Source organism: Nostoc sp. UHCC 0252, from assembly GCF_034931145.1.
GTDB lineage: Bacteria > Cyanobacteriota > Cyanobacteriia > Cyanobacteriales > Nostocaceae > Nostoc.
In genome coordinates, this window is sequence record NZ_JAYGHE010000081.1 from 1 (window position 1) to 24,236 (window position 24,236).

A 24,236-nucleotide genomic window follows, 5' to 3' on the forward strand; every position below is an offset into this window, starting at 1 on the left:
TAATTACAGTCATTGTGAGCGAAGCGTTCGCGGAGCGTCTCGTAGAGATAGCAATCCCAGCCTTTGCGATTGCTTCATTTCGCTTCGCTGCATTCGCAATGACATTGTGTAATTAATTTTGTTTATCTACTTATGGAATGTCTACTCTGTAGTTATCACAAAAGTTACAGATAGATAATACATAGTAAGCCAATACTACTGAGCTATGTGTAAGCGATCGCTAACTTTGACAAACATAGGACTTACGCAAAAATTACCGAAAAGCTTAATTTGTCGAACCGCCAAGACGCCAAGAACCCCAAGAATTCGTAGAGTGTGCGTAAGTCCTAAAACAAATAAAAAGCTAGAGGAATATCGTACAGCTTTAATTTCCGAGTATTCCTCTTTGCTTTAATATCAACAACCTAAAATATTTTTTTATCCAAATTTGCCACTGACGTAATCTCGGGTATCTTCCTGTTGAGGATTGTTGAAAATATTCTCTGTCAGGTTGTATTCAACCAGATATCCCATTTTGCTGCCCGTTTCTGTCGCCTGTGCGTTGAAAAAAGCTGTCATATCTGATACCCGCGCTGCTTGTTGCATATTGTGGGTAACAATAATAATGGTATATTGTGACTTCAGTTCTTGAAGTAATTCTTCAACCCGCAAAGTTGAAATTGGGTCAAGAGCAGAGCAGGGTTCATCCATTAGCAAAACCTCTGGTTGAATTGCGAGGGCGCGAGCAATGCATAAGCGTTGCTGTTGACCACCAGATATAGATAGACCACTTTGTTTGAGTTTGTGCTTAACTTCATCCCATAAAGCAGCTTGCCGCAAACTCCGCTCTACCAATTCATCCATATCACCTTTATAACCATTAATCCTGGCTCCAAAGGCGATATTTTCATAAATTGACTTTGGAAAGGGGTTAGGCTTTTGAAAAACCATCCCAACCCGACGGCGCAATTCTACTGTATCAATTCTTTTGTCATGAATATCGGTTTCGCCAAAGGTAATTCTTCCTTCAATACGTGCGCCAGGAATCAAGTCATTTAAACGGTTAAAACACCTTAGAACAGTGCTTTTGCCGCATCCCGAAGGGCCAATAAGAGCAGTAATTTTGTTTTTGCCGATGTTTAAGTTAACATCACGAACTGCTTTGAAATTACCATAGAAAACAGATAATTGTTCAGCTTGTAAAATATTCTCGGAAGTAGCGGTTTTTGAGCTTGATACCATACAAAAATTTCAGGTTAATACTGAAAATCTACATTTAAATGAAGTTGATTTATTTAGCGTGACTGCTGGAATTTATTGCGTAAAAATATTGCTGTTGAATTCATTAACATCAGCACGATCATCAAAACAACAATGCCAGCAGCAGCATTCTGGTGAAACTCTACTTGAGGGCGAGAAACCCAATCAAAAATTTGAATTGGTAGTGCTGTAAAAGAACTTTGCAATCCTTGTGGAGAAAGCTGAGGCAAGAAAGTAATGAACCCAACAGCCCCAACTACAATCAAAGGAGCCGTCTCACCGATCGCTCGTGAAAGTGCCAGAATTGTACCGGTCAGGATACCTGGTAAAGCAATAGGAAAAATTTGTTCTCGAATGATTTGCCACCTATTAGCACCAAGGGCAAAACCTGCTTGTCGCAGACTATCGGGAACAGCACGCAGTGATTCACGAGTGGTAATAATGATAATTGGTAGAATCAGCAAACTTAAAGTTAAAGCACCAGCTAGCACACTGCGTCCCCTGGTGATTGGTTCCATTACCCGCACAAAAATTTGCAAGCCTAGCAAGCCGTAAATAATTGACGGTACTGCGGCTAAATTTGCAATATTAATTTCAATTAACCGAGTAAACCAGTTGTCCTGGGCATACTCTTCTAAGAAAATTCCTGCGCCTACTCCTAAAGGAAATGAAATTAAGGCCGTTATTACCAATAGCCAAATAGTACCAACTAAGGGAGCTAATATTCCAGCAGAAGAGGCACGACGCGAGGAAAAACTGGTAAGAAAAGACCAATTCAAGCGGCTAAGACCGTCAGTTAAGACATCTATGAGCAAAATAACTAACACCAGCAACGCAAAGGAAGTTGCAACCCAAGTAGCGATCGCAAAAACTTTGTCAAGGTTGTAACGTTTATTGATTGCGAGATCAAAGTTCGGATTTGCCCCAGAGTCAGACAGATTTGTAAACTCAGTATTGCTCTTTGTCATTCGTATTTCTCCCGGAAGCGGCGAACAAACCAGTAACTAAAAATATTCAGGGCTAGGGTGATGAGAAATAAAGTCATACCCACCGCAAAAATAGTTTGATAGGCGAGTGAGCCTGCTGGTGTGTCTCCTTTACTGACTTGGACAATGTATGCTGTCATTGTCTGAATTGGCACTAGCGGGTTGAAGCCCAACTGAGGATTTTGACCAGCCGCGATAGTAAGAATCATTGTTTCACCAATGGCGCGGGAAATAGCCAAGATAAAAGAAGCTACTATCCCAGAAAGAGCTGCTGGTAATACTACTGAAATAATTGTTTCCCGCTTGGTTGATCCCAATGCATAAGCGCCTTCCCGCAAACTACGCGGAACGGAATATAGAGCATCTTCACTCAAAGAAGCTACCAAAGGAATAATCGAAACTCCCAGTACTAAACCCGCACTCAAAGCATTGAATCCCTGCATCCCTGGGATGAATGTTTGTAGGAAGGGTGTAACTGTGAATAGTGCAAAGTAACCAAACACAACAGTGGGTACGCCTGCCAATACTTCTAGGGCGGGCTTTAACCATTTGCGAAGTTTCGCTGGAGCATACTCACTCAAGCAGATAGCAGCTAACAATCCTAGTGGTAACGCTACTGCGATCGCAATTACAGATGTGAGCAATGTGGCGCTAATTAGCACCATGATTCCGAACTGCTGATTAGTAAACAGTGGTGTCCATTGTGTATCTGTTAAAAATCGCCAGAGCGGGACTTCTTGAAAAAATTCAACAGTCTCAAAAATCAGTGTTAAAACAATGCCAATCGTGGTTGCTACCGATACCAAAGCAAACAAGGCAAACAGCGCTCTAACGCCAGTTTCCACCCGTTTACTCATAGTCCGATTGGGCTGCCATAAGTTGGAATTATTTGGTGGGTTGGAAGTCATTTGCGGACAATCTCATAAATTCAAACTCTCTTTATATATATGGCTACACTACCATTCTATGAAAATTGCCCTCATGCTGGAAATAAAGCTTACTTTCAAGACCATAAGCCTTAAATAAAATCAGTATAAGAAGCTACTACTTCCAGCTACTAGGGCTTAGTGCAAATTGTGCAGATAAACTCACATTTTCAAAAAAGTAATTAGTGGACAACTCTTACTTTTCTTGCTTGAGAAGGTCTTTTAGAGTAACGCCCACTTTAGAACCCTCACCTTCAAAAACTGAACCTACTTTTCCACTATTAAAGCGTGCTTGAACTTCAGTCAGTAGGTCGCTAGGTAGAGGCACATAGCCCACTTCTGATACTAGCTTTTGGTTCGCTGGAGCATAATTGAAATCAACAAAAGCCTTGACTTCAGGACGGGTTGCCGCAGTTTTCTTGACGTAGATAAACTCTGGACGAGCAAGGGGTTGGTAAGTACCATCGCCGATGGTTTGTGGACTCGGCTGAACACAGCCCTTGCCATTATCGATGCCAACGAGCTTTAATTTGTCTTTGTTGTTCTCATAATAAGCATAACCAAAGAAGGCTATACCACCTTGGTCTGCGCTCACACCCTGTACCAGAGTGTTGTCATCTTCACTAGCAGTGAAATCTCCTCGGCTTTCCCCTTCCTTACCCACAACTGCTTGAGTGAAATAGTCGTAAGTACCAGAATCGGTACCAGGGCCGTACAAACCTATTTTCTGAGCCGGAAATTTCGGATTAATTTGGTTCCATTGGGTAATTTTGCCTTGAGCTGCTGGTTCCCACATTCTCTTTAGTTCATCAACTTTGAGGCAACTTGCAAAGTTGTTTTGGGGGTTTACCACTACAGATAGACCATCATAAGCGATCGGCAATTCAATGTACTCGATATTACCTTTTTTACAGAGTTCCACTTCTTCCGGCTTAATGGGACGGGAAGCATTAGAAATATCAGTTTCACCCGCGCAGAATTTCTTGAACCCTCCACCTGTACCAGAGGAAGCAACAGTAACTTTTACCCCAGGATTCGCCTTTTGAAACTCTTCTGCCATTGCTTCAGAAATAGGATAGACGGTACTAGAACCATCTACCCTGACCGTTCCAGATAAGTTTGATCCGGTTGCTGTATTGGTGGCTGGGGTAGCACCGCCATCAGCTGCTGGGCTAGAGTTATTAGAAGCTTGATTGTTATCGCCGCAAGAGCTAATACCAATTGCTAGAGCAACTAGGGGAGCAAAAAACCGCACCTTTGAAGAGAACATAAGGATCTTTATAAATTGATGCTATGGATTGACAGTATGAACATTAACACCCTAGCGTAAGATAAAGGTTAAAAAATGGTTAAGAAAATCAAATCCATACTTATACTTTATAAAATTTCAAGTTAATAAAGGCACACATCAAACAGCATAATACTTTAATCCCTAATACAAATATTACCACTGAGTAGTAATAAATAAAGTAAAATGCAAATAATTTGGGTACGGTTGAAATGATTTTTTGAACCTGCATATTTTAAATGAATTTGCTGATACAAATTAGCAATTAAGAAGCAGGTTTAAAGTAGGGTACTCCACAGTGAGATTGCAATCCCTGTCTGCTGTTTGGGTTCTGCGTACCCTTACTCTAAAGAGAACTAGCAGTGGAGGCAAAGCTAATGTGGGAGAGTTCATATATTAATGTTTATACTGGTTGCTGTTGGTTTTCCCTTTTGCCTTTCCTTGGTTGCCTGATAAATGTTTGCTGCTTCCAATCAATTACTATGGTCTATGATTGGCTTACTCCTGACAATGGGTGGTACCTTCCTAGAAGCTTATGGCATCACCTTTCCTTGGAATTGGAGTAAGCACGGAATTCAGACTTTTTCTTTAGGTGTCACTTTTCAAATTGGCGCAGTACTGTTAGTGGGTTGTTTAGGAGGCAAAAACGCCGGTGCGCTGTCGCAAATTGCCTATTTAGTAATGGGGTTAACCTTATTACCTGTGTTTGCTGATGGTGGTGGTATAGGTTATGTTAAGCTTTCTCAGTTTGGCTATCTATTAGGCTTTATTCCTGGAGCTTGGATTTGTGGCTTATTCGCTTTTAAGGCTAGACCTCGACTAGAAACTCTTGCTTTTAGTTGCATCTGTGGATTGTTAACTCTCCACATCTGCGGTATTAGTTATTTGATTATTAGCTATATTTTTCAGTGGAAAGGTACAGAAAATCTCCCCTTGATGCAAGCAATCCTCAAATACTCTTGGTTTGCACTACCAGGGCAACTAACTGTAGTCTGTGCTGTTACTGTAATAGCATATATATTACGTCACTTAATGTTTTATTAGTCATGAAGGGGCTAGAGGCTAGAGGCTGGAAGCGTTAAATACTTCTACTCTCTAGCCCTTAGTCCTTAATCCTTAATCCCTAGCCTCTAATTTCATGCGCTTAAAAAACCGCCTTTTCTGGATTGCTGCCTTCATAGCTTTTTTCTTAGATCAAATAACAAAATACTGGGTGGTGCAAACCTTCAGCTTGGGGCAAACTCTACCACTTTTAAATGGTATATTTCACTTCACCTATGTTACTAACACTGGTGCCGCTTTTAGTTTGTTAAGTGGAAAAGTAGAGTGGTTGCGATGGCTATCTTTAGGAGTAAGTCTAGTATTAATAGGGTTGGCTTTGTTTGGCCCAACATTAAATTTGTGGGATCAGTTGGGCTATGGCTTGATTTTAGGTGGAGCTATGGGCAACGGTATTGATCGCTTTGTTTTAGGCCATGTGGTTGATTTTCTGGATTTTCGCCTGATTAGCTTTCCTGTCTTTAATGTGGCAGATTCATTTATTAGTATTGGTATTGTTTGCCTGTTAATTGCTTCCTTCCAAAAAACACCAACTTCAACTAGCAGGTTTGATTAAACTATTAAGCCTGGGATGATTAATCATCCCAGGCTATTGATTAGTGGTTACTGAAACCATTCCTCAGTCCTATGTGCGAAGACTTGATCTATGGATTCCAGAGATTTGGATTTGTATTCTACACCAGTTACCATAACTGGTGCAGAAATTCAAGATGCACTGATGATCGGCGATCGCAAATATTCAGATCGTATCCAGCTTTTAATTTAATTACCTGTGCCAGGACTAGATGGAGTACCGGGGGTTGGAGAGTTGACACCTGGTTCTGTAGGATTACCAGGTTCAGATGGGGTAACAGTTCCTGGTGCTGGAGTTAAGTCGCTAGGAGCGGCAGGTTCAGATGGGGTAACAGTTCCTGGTGCTGGAGTTAAGTCGCTAGGAGCGCCAGGTTCAGATGGGGTAATAGTTCCTGGTGCTGGAGTTAAGTCGCTAGGAGCGCCAGGTTCAGAGGGGGTAACAGTTCCTGGTGCTGGAGTTAAGTTGCTAGGAGCGCCATCGGATGGGATACCAGTTCCTGGTGCTGGAATGCTTTCAGGGGTTCCAGTTTCAGAAGGGGTAACGGTTTCTGGTGCTGTCATGCTACCAGGAGCAGTGGTGCTACCGGGTGTGGCTTCTGCTGGTGCTGTAGTGCTACCAGGTGCGCCAGGGGTCAGTGCTGTGCCGCCGGGACAGCGAGAGTTAAGGGGAAAATTCTTGCATAGAATTTTCATACCTTCTGGCGACATCTTGATTTCCGTTGGTGCGCTAGTAGATTCGCTACTGGATTGGGCTATGGGGGATTTACTGGATTCGGCTACAGCAACGTTAGCAGTGAGCGCCAAAGATAGAGCTGTACCAATCATGGTCAGAGATTTTCCCATCATTTCTAAAATTAACCTCAACGGAACACTCGGCCCATTAAAACAGACAATAAAATTTAAAAAATCTGTCTAAATGAATATATTTAAGTTTGTTGCAGAATGTGTGGATATGTAAAATTGGTAAAAATTAAATCTATTGTATGTTAATAACTAGTGTTTATAAATACCATTTAAAAATCTCTGCTTGTAGTTACTAAAGTAGTATTAGCTTATAAGACAAACTTTTGAGAGCCAAAAAAAATTTTTATGTCTCTGTAAAAAAGTGACAAAAATAACAAGTTAATTCAGATTGCCGAGAAAGTTCAAGTATAAATTAGAGCAAAAAGTCCCGTATGGCTAATTTATGCTTTGGCTTATGAGTAAAATGATGAAAGACTAACATCTAAATTTTGATTCGCCCCATTCTTCACTAAAAAGTGTGATGTGAATAGCCGATGAGTTCTCCCCAACCCCCTCACAAGCCACAAACGTTAATTGGTCAACTGACTCAAGCAGTCCATACTATCCAAGCTAGGGTTGATTTTTCCAAACTGGCGCTCAAGCCTAATGCCAAAGTACCGGAACTCTGGGTGCAGGATGCGGGGGCGGATAAAGCAGAGGTATATCCACTGTTGGGCGATCGCTATATTCTCGGTCGTAGCTCCAAATCCAGCGATATCGTCGTCCGTAACCCTGTTGTTAGCCAAATTCACCTATCGCTATCGCGGAATTCTACTCATAGCACACCAGTTTTCGTGATCAAAGACGAAAACTCCACCAATGGCATTTATCGCGGCAAGCGTCGTGTTAATTCCCTAGAACTACGTCACGGCGATATTCTGACTCTGGGCCCCCCAGAACTCGCGGCTTCTGTGCGATTGCAATACGTCGATCCGCCAGCCTGGTATGTCAAAGCAGCAAGTTCGGCAGCTTATGGGATCGGCGGTATCAGTGCCCTATTCGCATTAGTGATTGGCGTAGAATGGCTGAAATTTTCAGTTAGACCTTTACCTACTGCTACACGCGCCCCAGTAGTTGTTTATGCTCGTGATGGAGCCACCCCTCTGAGAGAGCCTCGAACTATCTCTCATGTAGATATGAAGCGTTTAGAAGAATTTGGCCCTTATTTGCCATCTGCTGTAGTAGCTTCCGAAGATAGCCGTTATTACTGGCACTTTGGGGTTGATCCTCTGGGGATTTTACGAGCCGTGTTGATCAATAGCCGTAGCGGAGATGTACAGCAAGGAGCCAGCACTGTAACCCAGCAAGTTGCCCGCAGTTTGTTCCGTGATTATGTAGGCAGACAGGATACCCTTGGACGCAAATTACGGGAAGCAGTTGTCGCCCTGAAGTTAGAAACCTTTTACAGCAAAGATGAAATTTTGCTGATGTACTTAAATCGGGTTTTCTTAGGGGGAGATACCTCTGGCTTTGAGGATGCAGCCCGATATTACTTTGAGAAGTCGGCTAAAGAATTAACTTTGGCAGAAGCAGCAACTTTGGTGGGAATTTTACCTGCTCCCAACGCATTTGATTTTTGTGGGGATGGGCCAAATAAGCTAGAAACTGCTGAATACCGGAATCGCGTAATAAAGCGGTTGCTGGAGATGGGCAAAATTAAACCTGAAGATGCGAACCGAGCTAGACGTTCCACTGTCCAAGTTAGTCCTAAAGTTTGCGAACAGCAAGCTAAGACGATCGCTCCTTATTTTTACAGTTACGTCTTCTCCGAACTTGAATCAATCTTGGGAGAGGGAGCCGCAAACGAAGGGAATTATATCATTGAAACGAAGCTTGACCCAGCGATACAGAGTCAAGCAGAAGCAGCGTTGAATAATTCAGTCAACAACGCTGGCAGAAATTTTAATTTCTCTCAAGGGGCGGTAGTTACTCTTGACTCCAGTACAGGCAGTATCCTCGCAATGGTGGGCGGGACTGATTACAGAAAAAGTCAGTTCAATCGTGCCGTTCAAGCCAAAAGACAACCAGGTTCCACGTTCAAAATCTTTGCTTACACCGCCGCCATTCAACAAGGAATTTCAGAGTCAAAAAGTTATTCTTGCGCTCCTTTAACTTGGCAAGGCTTCACTTACAAACCGTGTCGTTCAGGTGCTGGCAGTTTAGATATTGCCATCGGACTTGCTCTTTCAGAAAATCCTATCGCCCTACGAGTTGCTAGAGAAGTCGGGTTGAATAAAGTGGTGGCGATGGCCCAGAATTTGGGAATCAAGTCAAACCTCGATCCAGTTCCTGGCTTGGTACTGGGACAAAGTGTGGTCAATGTTTTGGAAATGACTGGTGCTTTTGGCTCTATTAATAATCGTGGAGTGTGGAATCCTCCCCATGCAATTAACCGAATTTTAGATAGTGGTGATTGCAGCGATCGCAATGATATCAAAACCTGCCGTGTAATCTACTCCTTCGACCAAGATCCAGATGCCAACAAACGAGTTCTACCAACTGGTGTAGCCGATGAAATGACTAGTTTAATGCGTGGTGTTATCAGCAGAGGTACTGGTCGTAGTGCTGCCATTGGACTAGGAGAAGCTGGTAAAACAGGCACGACAGATAAAAACGTTGACCTATGGTTCATAGGTTTTATCCCAAGTCGCCGACTTGTAACTGGTGTTTGGCTGGGAAACGACAATAATTCCCCAACATCTGGTAGCAGCGCTCAAGCCGCTCAGTTGTGGGGAAATTATATGCGGAGAATTACAAGGTGAATGGGAATTCCCAATTCCCCATTCCCAATTACTGATATCCCTTCCAAGGCGCAACTTCCAGATTACCGCTAGGCTTGAATATCACTTGGAAGTGGGCGAGGGGTTCTTTATCGTTGGGGGCTGCTACATTAGAGCCGTAGATAGCGTTGAACATCTTCGGAAGGGGTGTTTCCCGAAAATAGTCAAAGGCAACTTGGTTGAGTGGTTCGTAGTCAGCAATTACACCATCTTTGTTGACTGCTACCCGATATTTCAAATCTCGCGTGAATGTGGGAGTACCACTCCAAGTTTGCCGAACTGTACTATAAAGCTTTTGATTTAAATTTTTGACTATATTAGAGTCAGTAATTTTTGTGCCCACGACCTCTGGTGTTCTAGCATATCCCCGCCAAGGGCTAACTTGCAGGACACCTTGTGTAGTAAATACTACTCGAAATTGGGCGATTGGTTCATTGGAAATGGTCGGACGGGTAGCTGGATTGTAAAGTACGTTCGGCAAAGGAGTTTTACCTACTTCTAGATTCGCCTCTTTATTCAGCGCCTTATAACCAACGATCGCACCATCCGCAGCTACACCCAGACGATAGACCAAATCTTGTTGCAATCCTGAGCGATTAGCCCAAGCTGGATGAACTTGGTTGTAAACTTGACGATTCAATGCACGTAATTGGGATGGATCGGTAATTTCTGGAACTGTGTTTAAAAGTGCTTCTAAATCTTTAACTGCTGGCTTTGTATTAGTCGTGGGCGTTGGTGTAGGCGTTTCAGCAGCGATGGGTGTTGCAGCAGCTGATGCTGGAGGAGTGATATCGTTTGTTGTAGAGCTACTTTGCTCATCTGGTTTTGGCTGCGGTGGACGCAGTTGGGGAGGTGGAATCAAGTTAAAGGCGATCGCAGCGACTGCTAAACTTGACACACCTACAGCAGCAGGTACAGCCTGCCTGATTAAAGCTTGACTAGCACCACCATAGCGTCTGGTAACTGGTTGTAGTTCTAGAGAAAGTTCAGGTAAAGTTTGGGTATCAGCAAAAAACTGATCCACTGCTTCCACTAAATCAAACAACTGCACCGTATTTAAATCTATTTCAATCGGCGGACGTTTGGAATTGTTTGAGCGATCAAACCCCTCTGGAGTGCCTTCGGAATGGATGATTAATCTGTGTCGGTTAATATCAACTTTCCGAAACTCTACTAGCTCAGATTCTTGGTTGTGTGCTTGGGGGTTAGGTACACTACTTAAAAATTCTTGAGCATAGCCACTAACAGCCCTCACCAAACTTTCAAAAAATTCTCGCCCTCCCGTTAGGGGCTGATTATAGCCAGATAAATAGCATTCTGCATTTACCAATATTGATAATTCCGGGCGCATTTCTTGGAAGTGTGCAGCCCTAGTAACATCACTTAACCCTTCTAAAAGCAGTGTACAATTAGGAAGGCTGTACTTACGTTGAATATTCATTCCACTTCACCGTCAAAAAGACTAATCCAGAATCGCTGCATTCCAGCTGTACCAGTACAAAATAGTAATTGTCCTAACAAATTTATAGCTAGCTCATCTAATTTTGCATCAGAAGTTAATGCCAGGACACCAGAACGTCGAGCATTCATCCGGCTCTTAAAATGCGCTCTAAATCGCTCTAGATAATTAGATAGACGCAAATTCTGTTCTAGTGGAATCTGCTTTTCTTCCATTTGTTGACAGATCATTAGTAACTGGCGAATGACAACAGTTAAACGTCGCGCTATGTAGCAAGCAATGACCACCAGAGCTTTTGCTTCCATGATAGTTAAAGGACGACGGATATGCGCTCTCCGTAGCGGATTAGAGCTACGCATCCGCCATAAATTCACCCTGTCTTTAACAATTCCTTTTAGATCCAACTCTTGAGCAAAACTCAAGATTGCTTCCGAACCACCAAGCTCTAAAGCTTCAATTGCCAATAAAATCAGGTCAATTTGCAACCGCGTTCTCCGAGGACAAGTCTTGGAGGCGATCGCAGGATCTGGTAAAGTGTCCAGAATCATTGGCAGTGAATCTTGAGTTGGACTGTTGAACGGCGTTAAACTTGCTGAGACATTCATTCTATAAATACCTTATGCGGTTCCAACAGACTAGTTAAAACAAATTTAAGATCGGTAGCCAAGACTTGAGCATTAGAGTTGTAGCAGTAGCATGACTACCTGATATATACATTACTTAACTCTTTCTATTCAAAGTTTTCCCTATATTGAAATCAAAGTTTTAAAACATAAGTTAATTCACCTCATTTTTTCATGCAATACCTTTTCTAGCTTGGTTTAGATTCTAATTATCGTCAACAAAAGACGAAGCTTCAGCTTCGACCCCCAGCGTATGACATTATAGTGTACGATTTTTCAGGTATCTGAAAATTGGGGATTGGGAATCGGGGATTGAGAATTGGGAATTGAGAATTGGGAATTGAGAATTGGTCAATACTTTTTCCCCATACTTACCCTGCTCCTCTTCTTACCCATTCCCCACTCCCCATTCCCCACTCCCCATTCCCATTTTATGGATTTAAAGTCTCTCGTTCGTGACATTCCAGATTTTCCCAAACCCGGAATTTTATTTCGGGATATTACTACATTACTGCGCGATCCAGAGGGATTGCGCTACACTATTGACTTTTTAACACAAAAATGCAATGAAGCTGAAATAAAGCCAGATTATGTAATTGGTATAGAGTCAAGGGGATTTATTTTTGGCTCACCTCTGGCTTATCAGTTAGGGGCTGGTTTTATTCCCATCCGCAAAAAAGGTAAGTTACCAGCAGCAGTTCACTCAATTGAATATGATCTAGAGTATGGTACTGACTGTCTGGAAATGCATCAAGATGCTTTGCATGACAGTAGCCGAGTTTTGATTGTGGACGATTTGATTGCCACGGGTGGAACAGCGAGTGCAACAGCAAAGTTAGTGCAGAAGATTGGCTGCGAATTAGTAGGATTTGGGTTTATTATCGAGCTACGGGACTTAGAAGGGCGTAAATATTTGCCGGACGTGCCGATTATCTCTTTAATAGAATATTAGTTATTTGTCATTGGTCATTAGCAAAGGACAAATGACAAATGACAAATGACAAAGGACAAAGGACAAATGACATCTACGAGACTTTCGTTAGAGACAGGTCGGGATTGGCTAATCAGGCTAATTACGAACGAAACTTTTATTTATGTAGTAAAGCGGGTATTGCAAGCATTACTAACTTTGCTTTTGGCATCAGCGTTGTCGTTTTTCATTATTCAACTCGCTCCAGGGGATTATGTAGATACGCTGCGGCAAAATCCAAAGATATCTCCAGAAAGAATTGAGGAAATTAAGCGGCAATTTGGTCTGGATAAGTCATGGCCAGAGCAATTTGGGCTATGGCTATGGCGAATCTTGACAAAAGGTGATTTTGGTACAAGTTTTATTTATCAACGTTCAGTAGCATCGCTGTTGTGGGAAAGAGTACCAGCAACTTTGTTATTAGCGATCGCATCTTTAATTGTCACATGGGCGATCGCCATCCCTCTAGGGATTTTTGCTGCTGTTAACCAAAATAAGCTAGCAGACCGGCTTCTACAGGTAATTAGCTACGCTGGACAAGGCTTTCCCAGTTTCATCACTGCCTTAGCGCTGCTGGTTTTCGCCCAAATTACCTCGCCCTTCTTCCCAGTAGGTAGCATGACTAGCATTAATCACTCGGAACTAACGTGGTTTGGCAGAATCTTAGATGTCGGCTGGCACATGATTTTACCCACGATAGCCCTCTCAATTACTAGTTTTGCGGGTTTACAACGCATCACTCGCGGCGAATTATTGGATGTTTTGCGTCAAGATTACATTCAAACGGCTCGCGCCAAAGGATTGCCAGAAAACCGTGTGATCTACGTTCATGCTCTCCGCAATGCGATAAATCCCTTGATTACCTTATTGGGTTTTGAATTAGCTGGTTTATTAAACGGTGCTTTCATTGCCGAATTTTTCTTCAACTGGCCCGGTTTAGGGAGGTTAACCTTACAGGCTTTACAAGCTCAAGATTTATATTTGTTAATGGCAAGTTTGGTAATGGGCGCAGTGTTGCTGATTGCTGGTAATTTAATCGCTGATTTGATGTTAAAAGCCGCCGATCCACGCATTCGGCTAGAAAATCTTAATTAGTCATTGGTCATTAGTCATTAGTCATTAGTCATTGGTCATTGGTCATTAATTCTTCTCCCCCTGCCTCCCCTGCTATCCCATTCTCCCCATCTCCATCTCCATGCTGTCCGAAGTCTATTATTTGGTGCGCTCAAAAACTGACGGTAACTATCTCATAGCTCGTCCTGACACTGAAACATCAGGTTATTTATTGCTGTTTCAGGAAAACTTTGATGCCCTTAGCTACCTCAACACCCATGCGGCAGAACTAGCCAATCGCTTCTCTGTGGAATCTATTCCGCGTACACAGTTAGGAAACTTGCTCAAACGCTGGGGTTTTAGCGGTGTGGGTATTGTAACTGACCCGTTATTGCCCAAGGTTGAGTTTTTGCAGCACAGTTAAGCTGTACTTTCTATTTGTTAAAAATTGCCAATAGTGAAATGGCATCTTGAAAAAAGTAACCTACTTAACTAACAAAACCAATTCTCTAGTTGAAGTTCTTGAAAATCGGCATAGTCTGAAACATTATTTGTTACCAAAATCAGACCATTTACTTTTGCGATCGCTGCAATTTGTCCATCTGGATACGCGGGAGTTTTTCCTATAGTTACCAGTCGCGCTCTTTCTAAAGCAAACCATTCGGCTCCCACATTATCATAGGGCAGGATAGAAATATTTGGTTGGATTATATGCAAGAGATACTGCTCAATTCTCTCTCGCCTTTTAGAAGCGGACAGACGATAGCAACCAAATAGCAATTCATGCCAAGTAACGGAAGCAATAGCAAATTCCCCTTGATACCGTTGCAACCTTTGGATAACTGCTGGATTCGGTTGTGGTCTTAATGGCTCAGAGATGATGTTAGTATCCAGTAAAAAGCGGCTCACAAGATGATCTCTCGTCCAGGAGACTTGTCGCGTACATCTTTCCAAACCTCATCGGGATCAATCTCGGTTCCTTCTTCCATGACTTCTTGACGAAATCGCTCCACAGATTCCCAAAAACCCGGCTTTCCATGCAACAAACGCTGATATTCAGCCGCAGGTAGAATCACAGCAACTTGCTGCCCCTGTTGCATAATTTGTACCGATTCGCCTTGTTGAATTCCCTGAAAAATTTTATCCAGATTCTTAGGAACTTGCTCAATTGAATACTGCTGAGACATTGCCCTTTGCCCTGTGTGCGTCACTACTTATTAAAAATTCCCAATAGTAAAAAGTTACGGCAATTATGCAAACTTGTATTAAGTAAATAAGGATGCGATCGCACAAGTAAAATTAGGCAATATCGGTGAGTTCAACTCATCACCATTGAACAACGTAGCAACTAACTTTAAACTTGCTTGTTCGCGTCGATAAACCTCCACTTGTTGGTTGCGCCAATCCACAATCCAATATTCCCTGACACCTCTTGCTGAGTAAAGCTTTAATTTAAGTTCCCTATCTCGCTTTTCATTCTCAATACCAGCAGATAGAACCTCTACTACCAGTTCTGGCGCACCAGTCAAATGCCCCGCCTCGTCCAAAAGCAGGGGCAATCTCTCATTGCTAGCCCAGACAACATCAGGAATCACATTATCATTATCGCCAAAGAGTATGCCTGGAGCAGGTACGACCTGTCCCAAAGAAGTAGCTTGCGACCAGGTATCCAATGGAGTAATAATTCTGACACAGACTTTTTGATGATTCCAGTGAGGCGCTCTGGTCACAAACAAATCTCCGTCAATAATCTCATAGCGGTTCCCGTTATCTGGAAACAACTCTAAATCGGCGGTAGTCCAGCGAACTCTCTCAGATATCGGCTGGTTCATAAACCATTTTTATTTAGGTGATTTACCCATTTTAGACGGATTGGGCATGGGCATTGGGAAGAGGCAGAGGAGCAGGGAGCAGGGAGCAGGGAGCAGAGTTAATTTTTGATTCTCCCTCTCATCTCCCCACTCCCCACTCGCTACACCACTACCTTTTCTAAACTCAACTTAGAACGCTTCACTTGTTCAGGAATCGCCACGGGATAATCTCCAGTAAAACAGGCAGAGCAGAAACTATTGGTGTCTTCTCGTGTCGCTTCTAGCATTCCTTCCCAACTGAGATAGGCGAGGCTGTCTACTTCCAGTTGCTTGGCAATTTCCGCTACTGACTTGGTAGCAGCAATTAGCTGATCCTGAGAATCGGTATCGATGCCATAGAAGCAAGGATGAGTTACTGGCGGCGAAGAGATTCGCATGTGTACTTCTACTGCACCAGCTTCACGCAAGGTTTTGACTAGTTTCCGGCTGGTAGTACCACGAACAATGGAGTCATCAACAATAATTACTCGTTTACCCGCCAGCACATCTTTAAGCGGGTTGAGTTTCATGCGGATACCTGACTCGCGCATGGTTTGAGTTGGCTGAATAAAGGTTCGTCCAACATAGCGGTTTTTAATCAGTCCTTCAGCGTAAGCTACACCAGAAGCTTGAGAAAATCCGATCGCAGCAGGAATACCAGAATCAGGAACGCCAAAGACAATATCGGCATCGACACAAGATTCTTTAGCTAGTTGATGCCCTAACCGCATCCGATAGCTGTACAAACTCTCGTTGTGCATGATGCTATCAGGACGGGCAAAGTAAATCATCTCGAAGATACACAATTTTCTTTGGGGCTGTTGACTCCAATGATAGGAAGCTAAACCTTCTTCAGTAATCCAAACTAATTCGCCTGGTTCTACATCCCGCAGGTATTCGGCTCCAATGATGTCTAAACCGCAAGTCTCGGATGCCAAAACGTAACGAATTGGATTACCAGCTAAAGTCCCAATTACCAGAGGGCGAATGCCGTTGGTATCCCGAACACCCATAACGCCGTCAGGAGTGCCAATAACTAAACTAAAGGCTCCTTGGCAACGATGAAATGCCTGAATTGAACCCTCTAACCAATCTGCGCCAGCGTTGACCGCTTCTGCGATCGCAAAAGCGATCATTTCTGAGTCTGTTGTCGTGACTAAGTTGTATTGTTTCTCAATCAACTCTTGACGTAGCTGCACAGTATTGACTAAATTGCCATTGTGTGCAAGAGCTAATGTACCTAAACGGGTTTCTAGGACTGCGGGTTGGGCATTAACTTTGCGGCTAGAACCTGTGGTGGAATAACGAGTGTGACCAACAGCAAGGCTACCAGGCAACTGATCCAAAACGGACTCGTTAAAGACTTGAGACACCAAGCCCATATCTTTATGCAGGTGTACTTGTGTACCCTCAAAGGTGGCAATACCAGCTGATTCTTGACCCCGATGCTGGAGGGCATACAATCCAAAGTAGGTCAGTTTAGCAACGTTTTCTCCTGGTGCGTAGATGCCAAAAACACCACAAGCTTCTTCTGGCTTGTCAGGCTGATCTTCATGACTATTGATTGGGTTGTTGGTCTGGTCGGGGTATTCATCCGAAGTGACAGAATGAATCGAAATCATGCTAGCTTTGCTCCTGGTGGGGGGGGGTCAAGTCACTGGGATTATGTTTATGGAGAGGTTATTAATTTCTTAATAAATCTTTAACCATCTATTAAAACAGTACCGTAATTATGCCCAGAGACGTTAATAGTTCTGAATAATTAGTGCTAATTTCTGAGTGAGGAAATACTCAAGACTAGGAAACAGTCGTGTTGGTAGCGATACGCCTAGCGATCGCATGGGAATAGCGATCGCTCATATCTTCGATCCTAACTTTGATTAAGGTTTGATTATCAGTGGTGAAAACCCCCAAACTTGTGTGGGAATTATCGACTATACCGAGTTTTTGCCATTCTTGACCCAGATGTTCCTGTAAATATGATTCCCAAATTTCTTGTTGTTCTGATGCAACAGAGACTAGAATCCTGGCACCACCTTCGGCAAACAACACCTCGTCTAAGCGAGGCAGTGCGGTCTTGGGGTCTCCCCAAGTAGAGCAACTGCCGTGGTTTAACTGTGTTGCTGCTATTTCTAACTTGATATCAGCACCAAGGTTTCCAGCAATACAACATTCGGCAAGTGCGATCGCTAATCCGCCCTCAGCAGAATCATGGGCTGAACGTATCCAACCATTACGAATTCCTTCACGACAAACTTTTTGGACGCGGCGTTCCAAATCAAAATCAACCAGTGGCGGTTTTCCGGCAACAGTCCCGTGGATAGTGGCTAAATACTCAGATGCTCCCAAACTGATTTTGGATGCCAGAGGCAATCCGAGAAGATAAATCACATCGCCAACTGCTTGCCAACCTTGTCCACAAATTTTGGTGATATCGGGAATCAAGCCCACCATCCCCACTACAGGAGTGGGATAAATGGGTTGTGGAATTCCTTGGGAATCGAAGGTTTCATTATATAAAGAGACATTTCCGCCTGTGACTGGTGTCGCCAATTCTCGGCAACCTTCTGCCAAACCGCGACAAGCTTCTGCTAATTGCCAATAACCAATCGGTTTTTCTGGAGAACCAAAATTTAAGTTATCTGTCACCGCCAGAGGTTCTGCACCCACACAGCTAAGATTGCGTGCAGCTTCTGCCACTACTGCCTTAGCCCCCTCGTAAGGGTCAAGATAAACATAACGAGGATTGCAATCTACTGTTGCCGCCACTCCTGATTTTAGATTTTGGATTTTGGATTTTAGATTTGGGATTTCTTCTAGGGGGCGCAAACGGATAACAGCTGCATCTGCACCACCTGGTAGTATCACTGTATTATTCTGTACTTGATGGTCATACTGACGATATACCCAATTTTTAGATGCGATCGTGGGTGTATCGAGCAAAGTTAACAGAATATCATTCCAACTTTGCACGCCTCCTTGGAGTTCTATGCCAGCAGTTGTACAAGCAGGTAAGGAATCAGGTGTCCATTCCCAAGCTTGACGGGCGTATTCTGGCGGTTCTGTCAACAATTCCCGGTTATATAGTGGGGTATTTTCTGCCAAAGCCTCGGCGGGAATTTCTGCTGCTACTCCACCCTGGAAGAGAATCCGCACAATGGGTTCAGCGATGACAGTACCAGCGACAACGGCTTGAAGTCCCCAACGGTGAAAAATGTCAATTAATTCTTGCTCACGCCCCTTATGGGCAACGAACAGCATTCGTTCTTGAGATTCCGAAAGCAGATATTCATAAGGAACCATCCCCGTTTCTCTTGCGGGAATCTTATCTAAATCTAATTCAATTCCCACACCGCCTTTTGCGGCCATTTCCGAGGTAGAACAGGTGATACCGGCTGCTCCCATATCTTGGGCAGCGACAACTGCACCTGTCTTAAAAGCTTCTAGACAAGCTTCAATTAACGACTTTTCCAAAAATGGATCGCCTACTTGCACAGCCGGGCGATCGTCTATTGACTGATCGCTCAATTCTGCACTCGCAAAACTCGCGCCTCCCATGCCATCGCGCCCAGTGGTAGAACCAACATAAAGCACAGGATTTCCTAAGCCAGATGCCCCAGATTTAACGATTTCTGATGTTTCCATTAATCCTAGTGCCATAACATTCACTAGAGGATTACCAGAATAAGCCGGGTCAAAGTAAACTTCGCCGCCAACGGTGGGTACTCCCACACAATTACCATAATGTGAAATTCCCGCCACTACACCTTGGAACAGCCTTTGAGTTTTGGCATCTTCTAGGGAACCGAAGCGCAGGGAATTTAATAGGGCAATGGGACGCGCACCCATCGTAAAAATATCTCTAAGAATACCTCCTACTCCCGTTGCTGCACCTTGAAATGGTTCCACAGCTGAGGGGTGGTTGTGGGATTCAATCTTAAAAGCTAGTTGGAGTCCGTCACCTAAATCTACAACGCCAGCATTTTCACCAGGCCCCACGAGGATGCGGGGCCCCTCAGTGGGAAATTGCTTGAGTAGAGGTCGAGAATTTTTGTAACAGCAATGCTCTGACCACATCACCCCGAACATTCCCAGTTCAGCTTTGTTGGGATGACGGCCTAACCGACGGACAATTTCTTCATATTCTTCTGGCTTTAAACCTTCTGCGGCGATTTCTTCGGCGGTAAAGGCTGGTTTTGAGGTTGCAGTCATGGAAGTAATGCACTCTGGGGGGACAGAGCATTATTCTATCGATTTACTTGCCTTGTAAATGCAGTTCCAGAAATGCAGATAATTCTTCTTTGCATATTTCTTTCTGGACTACTTGAATCACCAAGTTGTAAGCTTGCTCTTGCGATAAGTTGAAAGTGTAGTCATTTAAGCTACGCACTTCTACTTTCCTGTATATTGACACCCAATTTTTCAAGATAACTTAACTAAGTAATGTCAATGTTAATTATAAGACAAGAATTTCTAAAATTTTACTTAAGCTCAGGGATTCTTCGGGTATATACAGTTTTGCTGTAACAATCAAGTGACGAGAATCACACATATCTATGATTAGGATCGTCTCTTTGCGATCGCTAACTAGGCATAATTAATGACAACTGAACTCTAGCCGAGTCATTAATAGGGAACACACTTAATTGCCGACAGCCTTAATCAAGGACTGTCGGTTTTTTATGTCCGTATATCCTCCATTTTTTGAGCAATCCCCCATAGTTATACTTAAATAAATTTCCCCACAGACGGTTAGTAACTTGACAGAGATTTAGCCATAGCCACTACCAAATGTGGGGAAGGTATGATCAAATTGGGTATCTTATGCCTATCGAGCGCTTATTGCACTCACTCTAGTAGACCGGAAGTATACTCACTCCTAAAACCAGCACACACTTTGAATTAGGACATAGCTTGAATGATGTAATCAAAGTAGGGTGCTGCTTCGGCGGCGTCTTCCGCACTCAGTAAGCTAAGGGAGGCTGTTTTGAGGGAATTGATCGCTTCTACCATTCCAGGCACGGGAACGCCCAATGAATTGTACATTTCCCGTACACCAATCAAACCAATTTTTTCAATTGGCTCTTTGTCGCCGGCAAGCACACCATAAGTAATTAGGCGTAAGTACCAACCAAAATCACGGATACATAGAGAGCGCTGGCGTTCCCCGTAAGCATTACCACCAGGGGAGATAAAATCAGGACGCTTCTGCCAAAGTTGTTTGGTTGCTTCCTGAACTATCTTTTTTTCGTTTTCGGCTAAGGTAGCCGCAATCCGCGTCCGTTGTACGCCGGTTTCCAAAAAGTCTTTGATGTTTTTCAGTTCGCCACTGCTGGGATAACGCAGTTCGTCGTCGGCTTTGAGAATAACTTGGCTAATTACAGTCATGATGATTGAAATCACCTGAAATATTATCTGTTAGTTTAGCGAGTCGGAGGTACACAAGTGAAGAGATAGGAGCTACTTATGTATTGAATTTATCAATTTAGGGAGTGGGGGGCAGGGGGCAGGGGGCAGGGGGCAGGGAGCAGGGGGAGAAGAGCTATTGATTATTGACCTATGCCCAATGCCCAATCACAAATGACTAATGACTAATGACTAATGACTAAAATAATTTGGCAACAGGGTGAATTAATTGAAGTGACGATCGCTAATCTGAGTGATACAGGCGATGGAGTGGGACGCGCTGATGAGCGTGTAGTCTTTGTCCCAGATACTGTACCAGGCGATCGCGCCATTGTCCGCTTGGTTCATGTTAAACCAAAATACGCCCACGGTAAGCTCCAGGAGCTATTAGAACCATCTCCTGGGCGTATCCGACCTAGTTGCATTGTGGCGGATAAGTGTGGTGGTTGCCAGTGGCAGCATGTTAATTATGATTACCAGCTATTAGCCAAGCAAAACCAAGTTATCCAAGCTTTAGAACGCATTGGCGGTTTTGTCCAACCACCGGTAGATCCGGTACTCGCCGCAGCTTCTGCTTTAGGCTATCGTAATAAATCTACATATCCTCTCTCGCTATCGGCAACGGGACAGGTACAAGCTGGTTACTACCAAAAAGGTAGTCACCAATTAATTAATTTAAATCAATGTCCAGTCCAAGACTCACGATTAAATCCTTTACTTGCCGAAGTTAAGCAGGATATCCAACAACGGGGTTGGCGAATCTATGACGAACAACGTCATCAAGGACAAATTCGCCATCTTGGTTTACGCATTGGCCGACACACCGGAGAAATGTTGCTGACTTTGGTAGTGAAAGACTGGAATTTATCAGGAATTGAAACCCAAGCGCAGGAATGGTTAAAGCGTTATCCACAGTTAGTAGGAGTGTCACTCAACCGCAATAGCGATCGCACAAATGCTATCTTTGGATCAGAAACCCGTTGCATCGCCGGAGTCCCACACCTGCGTGAAAATTTTGCTGGACTGGAATTTCAAGTGCGCCCAGATACTTTTTTCCAAGTGTATACAGAAACAGCAGAGGCACTATTGCAGGTAATTCAATCAGAACTCAATCTTCAAGGGCATGAGTTGCTAGTTGATGCCTATTGTGGTATCGGGACTTTAACTTTACCCCTCGCCAAAAAAGTACGGATTGCCACAGGATTAGAAGTGCAACCAGCAGCAGTGGAACAAGCTATTTTGAATGCCCACCGCAACGGAATTGATAATGTGACATTCCAAGTCGGCGCAGTAGAGAAACTGCTTCCCAAAATGGGCACAATACCAGAAGTAGTAATACTCGATCCGCCACGTAAGGGGTGCGATCGCGCAGTCATCGATACTTTACGGCAATTGAAACCATCTCGGATTGTTTACGTCAGTTGTAAAGTAGCTACCCTCGCCCGTGACCTGAAATTGCTTTGTCAAGATGGGCAATATACTATCACACGGGTACAACCTGCTGATTTTTTTCCTCAAACTGCTCATGTTGAAGCTGCCGCCTTTCTTGTGCTATCAGATTTGCACAAGGATAGTAATTCCTTTACAAAAACTGAAATTTGAAATTTTTAGTCTGGTGCATACTAAAGATGCTAAAATTGAATTAAGGCAAAAATAAAAATTCATTTTGTTTAAATAAATTCAAGCTGCATAGGTTCTTAGAAATATGAATTGGATTGTATAAAAGATAAATCGGCAATTAACTAGAGTATGCCAATACTCTGTCAAATTATTAGCATCTTTTTAAGTTGCTTAGTTCATTATCAAAACTATTACCGCCGTTAAATCTCTAAAGAATCCCAAATCATACTATAAAGCTAATGCTCCCTAGCATTTTCAAAATTTAGTTTTAAAGACGCAAGTTTGAAGGCAGCATGACCACCTCAATTTTATCAGGGTGCCTGTAATAGCAAACTGATGTCTAGCTAACTGAAAGCTATGGGGTTTCTCTTGTGATTACAATTTCACTCCGTCCAGTTGCACGTTATTGGGGCACTATTAGTTTTGCCTCAACCCTCTACCTCTGTCCAATATTAGATTTACTGTTGGCAGAAATCCCATCCAAATTACAAGCAGAACTGCGGCTAGGACTTCAAGAAGCCCTAGTAAACGCAGCTAAACATGGCAATAATCTTGATCCAAGTAAAACAGTTGTAGTCCGTTTTTCCTTAATAGATAATCAATATTGGTGGATAATATCAGACCAGGGTAGCGGCTTTACTCCTTCATCTAGTAATGAAGAAGAACCAACAGATTATTTACCACCAGATGAATCAGAAAATGGTCGTGGTTTATGTCTTTTACATCAAATCTTTGATCAAGTAGAGTGGAACCGCAAAGGCACAGAATTGAGGCTTTGTAAACAAATGGAAACTCGCCGGGGATTATCTCTGCGACGATAATAAGGGAGTGGGGAAAGTTATTAGTTGATTAATTTTATTCCCTACTCCCTACTCCCTACTTCCCGTGAGTCGGACATGGAGGGGCAGAAATGGAGCGATCTAACCAACCAATTGCTTGTTCTAATCTAGCTTGAGCTTCTTGTGGCTGATTCTTTAAAAGATATACAATCGCTGCTGCCACTTGTTCATTAGCGCGAGAATTGCGGTTAGACTTGAGGCGATGCCAATCGTTAGGGGAAATGCTCAGTCTTTCCATGAGGGCTTGAGCAAGTTCTAGAGTACTAAGTTCATTCAGTTGACTGGTTTTCGGCAGCTGGGTAGATTGGGACATAATTATGAGTGCTGAGTGCTGAGTATTGAGTGCTGAGTCGAAAACTCATAGTTTTAATTTTGACTATTGGCAGACTCCTCTTTAATCTTAGTTTACTACTTGTAAATGAAGCCGCCTAAACAATCACAGCCGTCAGCAGAAAATCCCGAACCAGATTTTGAGCAAGAACTAGAGGAAGTAGAGCGATCGCTCCTATCCTTAAAAGAACGTTACGATCAAGTGCAACGCGATCGCCAACAACAGGCACAATGGCAACAGCGCCGGGATCAACTAAAGCATAATAAATCTCAGACACCAGAAATAAAAGCAGAGTTACGGCACATTCAACAGCAGTTGGAAAGGCTAGAACTAAACTTAGAAAGCCAGTTATTTTCTTGGCGTAGCCTCAAAAAACCTTTCTGGCAAGTCGTCCGCTTTGGTGGAATGGGCGTTATCATAGGCTGGATATTAAAGTCTTATGCTGGGTAAA

Annotated in this window: 24 protein-coding genes; 9 read left to right on the forward strand and 15 right to left on the reverse strand. The window is 43.2% G+C overall.

What is annotated here, in order from left to right; genetic code table 11:
* Positions 1 to 417: 417 nt before the first annotated feature.
* The 4 genes from pstB to VB732_RS29900 all read right to left on the reverse strand — a co-directional run bounded on the left by pstB (position 418) and on the right by VB732_RS29900 (position 4,421).
* A complete protein-coding gene (gene pstB, locus VB732_RS29885; protein WP_229560037.1) occupies positions 418 to 1,221 on the reverse strand; it encodes a phosphate ABC transporter ATP-binding protein PstB in 804 nt (267 codons plus the stop codon).
* A 53-nt stretch (positions 1,222 to 1,274) separates the two neighbouring features.
* On the reverse strand, positions 1,275 to 2,207 hold the full coding sequence (gene pstA / locus VB732_RS29890; protein ID WP_323234488.1) for a phosphate ABC transporter permease PstA: 933 nt from the start codon (positions 2,205 to 2,207) through the stop codon (positions 1,275 to 1,277).
* On the reverse strand, positions 2,204 to 3,133 hold the full coding sequence (gene pstC, locus VB732_RS29895; protein ID WP_323234489.1) for a phosphate ABC transporter permease subunit PstC: 930 nt from the start codon (positions 3,131 to 3,133) through the stop codon (positions 2,204 to 2,206). Before pstC ends, pstA begins: the two co-directional genes overlap by 4 nt.
* Before the next feature lie 214 nt (positions 3,134 to 3,347).
* On the reverse strand, positions 3,348 to 4,421 hold the full coding sequence (locus tag VB732_RS29900; protein WP_323234490.1) for a PstS family phosphate ABC transporter substrate-binding protein: 1,074 nt from the start codon (positions 4,419 to 4,421) through the stop codon (positions 3,348 to 3,350).
* Positions 4,422 to 4,895: 474 nt separating this feature from the next.
* Here VB732_RS29900 and VB732_RS29905 point away from each other — a divergent pair, with 474 nt between their 5' ends.
* Positions 4,896 to 5,483 carry a biotin transporter BioY gene (locus VB732_RS29905; protein ID WP_323234491.1) on the forward strand — a complete coding sequence of 196 codons (588 nt, stop codon included), beginning with the start codon at positions 4,896 to 4,898 and terminating at the stop codon, positions 5,481 to 5,483.
* A gap of 94 nt (positions 5,484 to 5,577) precedes the next feature.
* Positions 5,578 to 6,054 (forward strand): signal peptidase II, encoded by a 477-nt coding sequence (lspA, locus tag VB732_RS29910; RefSeq protein WP_323234492.1) that lies wholly within the window; start codon positions 5,578 to 5,580, stop codon positions 6,052 to 6,054.
* A 206-nt stretch (positions 6,055 to 6,260) separates the two neighbouring features.
* Here the strand turns inward: lspA and VB732_RS29915 are convergent, their stop codons facing one another.
* Positions 6,261 to 6,917 carry a hypothetical protein gene (locus VB732_RS29915; RefSeq protein WP_323234493.1) on the reverse strand — a complete coding sequence of 219 codons (657 nt, stop codon included), beginning with the start codon at positions 6,915 to 6,917 and terminating at the stop codon, positions 6,261 to 6,263.
* A 431-nt stretch (positions 6,918 to 7,348) separates the two neighbouring features.
* On the opposite strand from VB732_RS29915, the gene VB732_RS29920 reads away from it, so the two are divergent.
* The gene (locus tag VB732_RS29920; RefSeq protein WP_323234494.1) at positions 7,349 to 9,616 is read left to right on the forward strand and encodes a transglycosylase domain-containing protein; all 2,268 of its coding nucleotides are present in this window, start codon (positions 7,349 to 7,351) and stop codon (positions 9,614 to 9,616) included.
* 28 nt (positions 9,617 to 9,644) lie between these two features.
* Here the strand turns inward: VB732_RS29920 and VB732_RS29925 are convergent, their stop codons facing one another.
* A complete protein-coding gene (locus VB732_RS29925; RefSeq protein ID WP_323234495.1) occupies positions 9,645 to 11,075 on the reverse strand; it encodes a DUF4335 domain-containing protein in 1,431 nt (476 codons plus the stop codon).
* Entirely contained in the window at positions 11,072 to 11,698 is a 627-nt protein-coding gene (locus tag VB732_RS29930) for a DUF3038 domain-containing protein (protein WP_323234496.1), read from the reverse strand. The genes VB732_RS29925 and VB732_RS29930 overlap by 4 nt, the downstream gene beginning before the upstream one ends.
* 451 nt (positions 11,699 to 12,149) lie before the next feature.
* Here VB732_RS29930 and VB732_RS29935 point away from each other — a divergent pair, with 451 nt between their 5' ends.
* From VB732_RS29935 to VB732_RS29945, 3 genes are all read left to right on the forward strand, one after another.
* A complete protein-coding gene (locus VB732_RS29935) occupies positions 12,150 to 12,668 on the forward strand; it encodes an adenine phosphoribosyltransferase (protein WP_323234497.1) in 519 nt (172 codons plus the stop codon).
* Positions 12,669 to 12,734: 66 nt separating this feature from the next.
* Positions 12,735 to 13,781: an ABC transporter permease gene (locus VB732_RS29940; protein WP_323234515.1), complete on the forward strand. Its 1,047-nt coding sequence runs from the start codon at positions 12,735 to 12,737 to the stop codon at positions 13,779 to 13,781.
* A gap of 100 nt (positions 13,782 to 13,881) precedes the next feature.
* The gene (locus VB732_RS29945) at positions 13,882 to 14,163 is read left to right on the forward strand and encodes a hypothetical protein (RefSeq protein ID WP_163927717.1); all 282 of its coding nucleotides are present in this window, start codon (positions 13,882 to 13,884) and stop codon (positions 14,161 to 14,163) included.
* 68 nt (positions 14,164 to 14,231) lie between these two features.
* Here the strand turns inward: VB732_RS29945 and VB732_RS29950 are convergent, their stop codons facing one another.
* The 7 genes from VB732_RS29950 to VB732_RS29980 form a co-directional block, all read right to left on the reverse strand.
* Positions 14,232 to 14,648: a type II toxin-antitoxin system VapC family toxin gene (locus VB732_RS29950; protein WP_323234498.1), complete on the reverse strand. Its 417-nt coding sequence runs from the start codon at positions 14,646 to 14,648 to the stop codon at positions 14,232 to 14,234.
* Complete coding sequence (locus tag VB732_RS29955; RefSeq protein ID WP_323234499.1) at positions 14,645 to 14,926, reverse strand: hypothetical protein; 282 nt, start codon at positions 14,924 to 14,926, stop codon at positions 14,645 to 14,647. Before VB732_RS29955 ends, VB732_RS29950 begins: the two co-directional genes overlap by 4 nt.
* A gap of 78 nt (positions 14,927 to 15,004) precedes the next feature.
* Complete coding sequence (locus tag VB732_RS29960; RefSeq protein WP_323234500.1) at positions 15,005 to 15,571, reverse strand: Uma2 family endonuclease; 567 nt, start codon at positions 15,569 to 15,571, stop codon at positions 15,005 to 15,007.
* Positions 15,572 to 15,711: 140 nt separating this feature from the next.
* Positions 15,712 to 17,211: an amidophosphoribosyltransferase gene (gene purF, locus VB732_RS29965; protein WP_323234501.1), complete on the reverse strand. Its 1,500-nt coding sequence runs from the start codon at positions 17,209 to 17,211 to the stop codon at positions 15,712 to 15,714.
* Between the two features lie 175 nt (positions 17,212 to 17,386).
* Positions 17,387 to 19,801 (reverse strand): phosphoribosylformylglycinamidine synthase subunit PurL, encoded by a 2,415-nt coding sequence (gene purL / locus VB732_RS29970; RefSeq protein ID WP_323234502.1) that lies wholly within the window; start codon positions 19,799 to 19,801, stop codon positions 17,387 to 17,389.
* Positions 19,802 to 19,844: 43 nt separating this feature from the next.
* Positions 19,845 to 19,979 (reverse strand): hypothetical protein, encoded by a 135-nt coding sequence (locus VB732_RS29975; protein WP_323234503.1) that lies wholly within the window; start codon positions 19,977 to 19,979, stop codon positions 19,845 to 19,847.
* Between the two features lie 512 nt (positions 19,980 to 20,491).
* Positions 20,492 to 20,977 (reverse strand): allophycocyanin subunit alpha-B, encoded by a 486-nt coding sequence (locus tag VB732_RS29980; protein WP_109007747.1) that lies wholly within the window; start codon positions 20,975 to 20,977, stop codon positions 20,492 to 20,494.
* A 213-nt stretch (positions 20,978 to 21,190) separates the two neighbouring features.
* Here VB732_RS29980 and rlmD point away from each other — a divergent pair, with 213 nt between their 5' ends.
* The gene (rlmD, locus tag VB732_RS29985) at positions 21,191 to 22,597 is read left to right on the forward strand and encodes a 23S rRNA (uracil(1939)-C(5))-methyltransferase RlmD (RefSeq protein WP_323234504.1); all 1,407 of its coding nucleotides are present in this window, start codon (positions 21,191 to 21,193) and stop codon (positions 22,595 to 22,597) included.
* 389 nt (positions 22,598 to 22,986) lie between these two features.
* Positions 22,987 to 23,436 (forward strand): anti-sigma regulatory factor, encoded by a 450-nt coding sequence (locus VB732_RS29990; protein ID WP_323234505.1) that lies wholly within the window; start codon positions 22,987 to 22,989, stop codon positions 23,434 to 23,436.
* 55 nt (positions 23,437 to 23,491) lie between these two features.
* Here the strand turns inward: VB732_RS29990 and VB732_RS29995 are convergent, their stop codons facing one another.
* Positions 23,492 to 23,767 carry a DUF6439 family protein gene (locus VB732_RS29995; protein WP_041565907.1) on the reverse strand — a complete coding sequence of 92 codons (276 nt, stop codon included), beginning with the start codon at positions 23,765 to 23,767 and terminating at the stop codon, positions 23,492 to 23,494.
* Positions 23,768 to 23,872: 105 nt separating this feature from the next.
* Here VB732_RS29995 and VB732_RS30000 point away from each other — a divergent pair, with 105 nt between their 5' ends.
* Positions 23,873 to 24,235: a hypothetical protein gene (locus VB732_RS30000; protein ID WP_100898358.1), complete on the forward strand. Its 363-nt coding sequence runs from the start codon at positions 23,873 to 23,875 to the stop codon at positions 24,233 to 24,235.
* The last annotated feature ends 1 nt before the right edge of the window (position 24,236 follow it).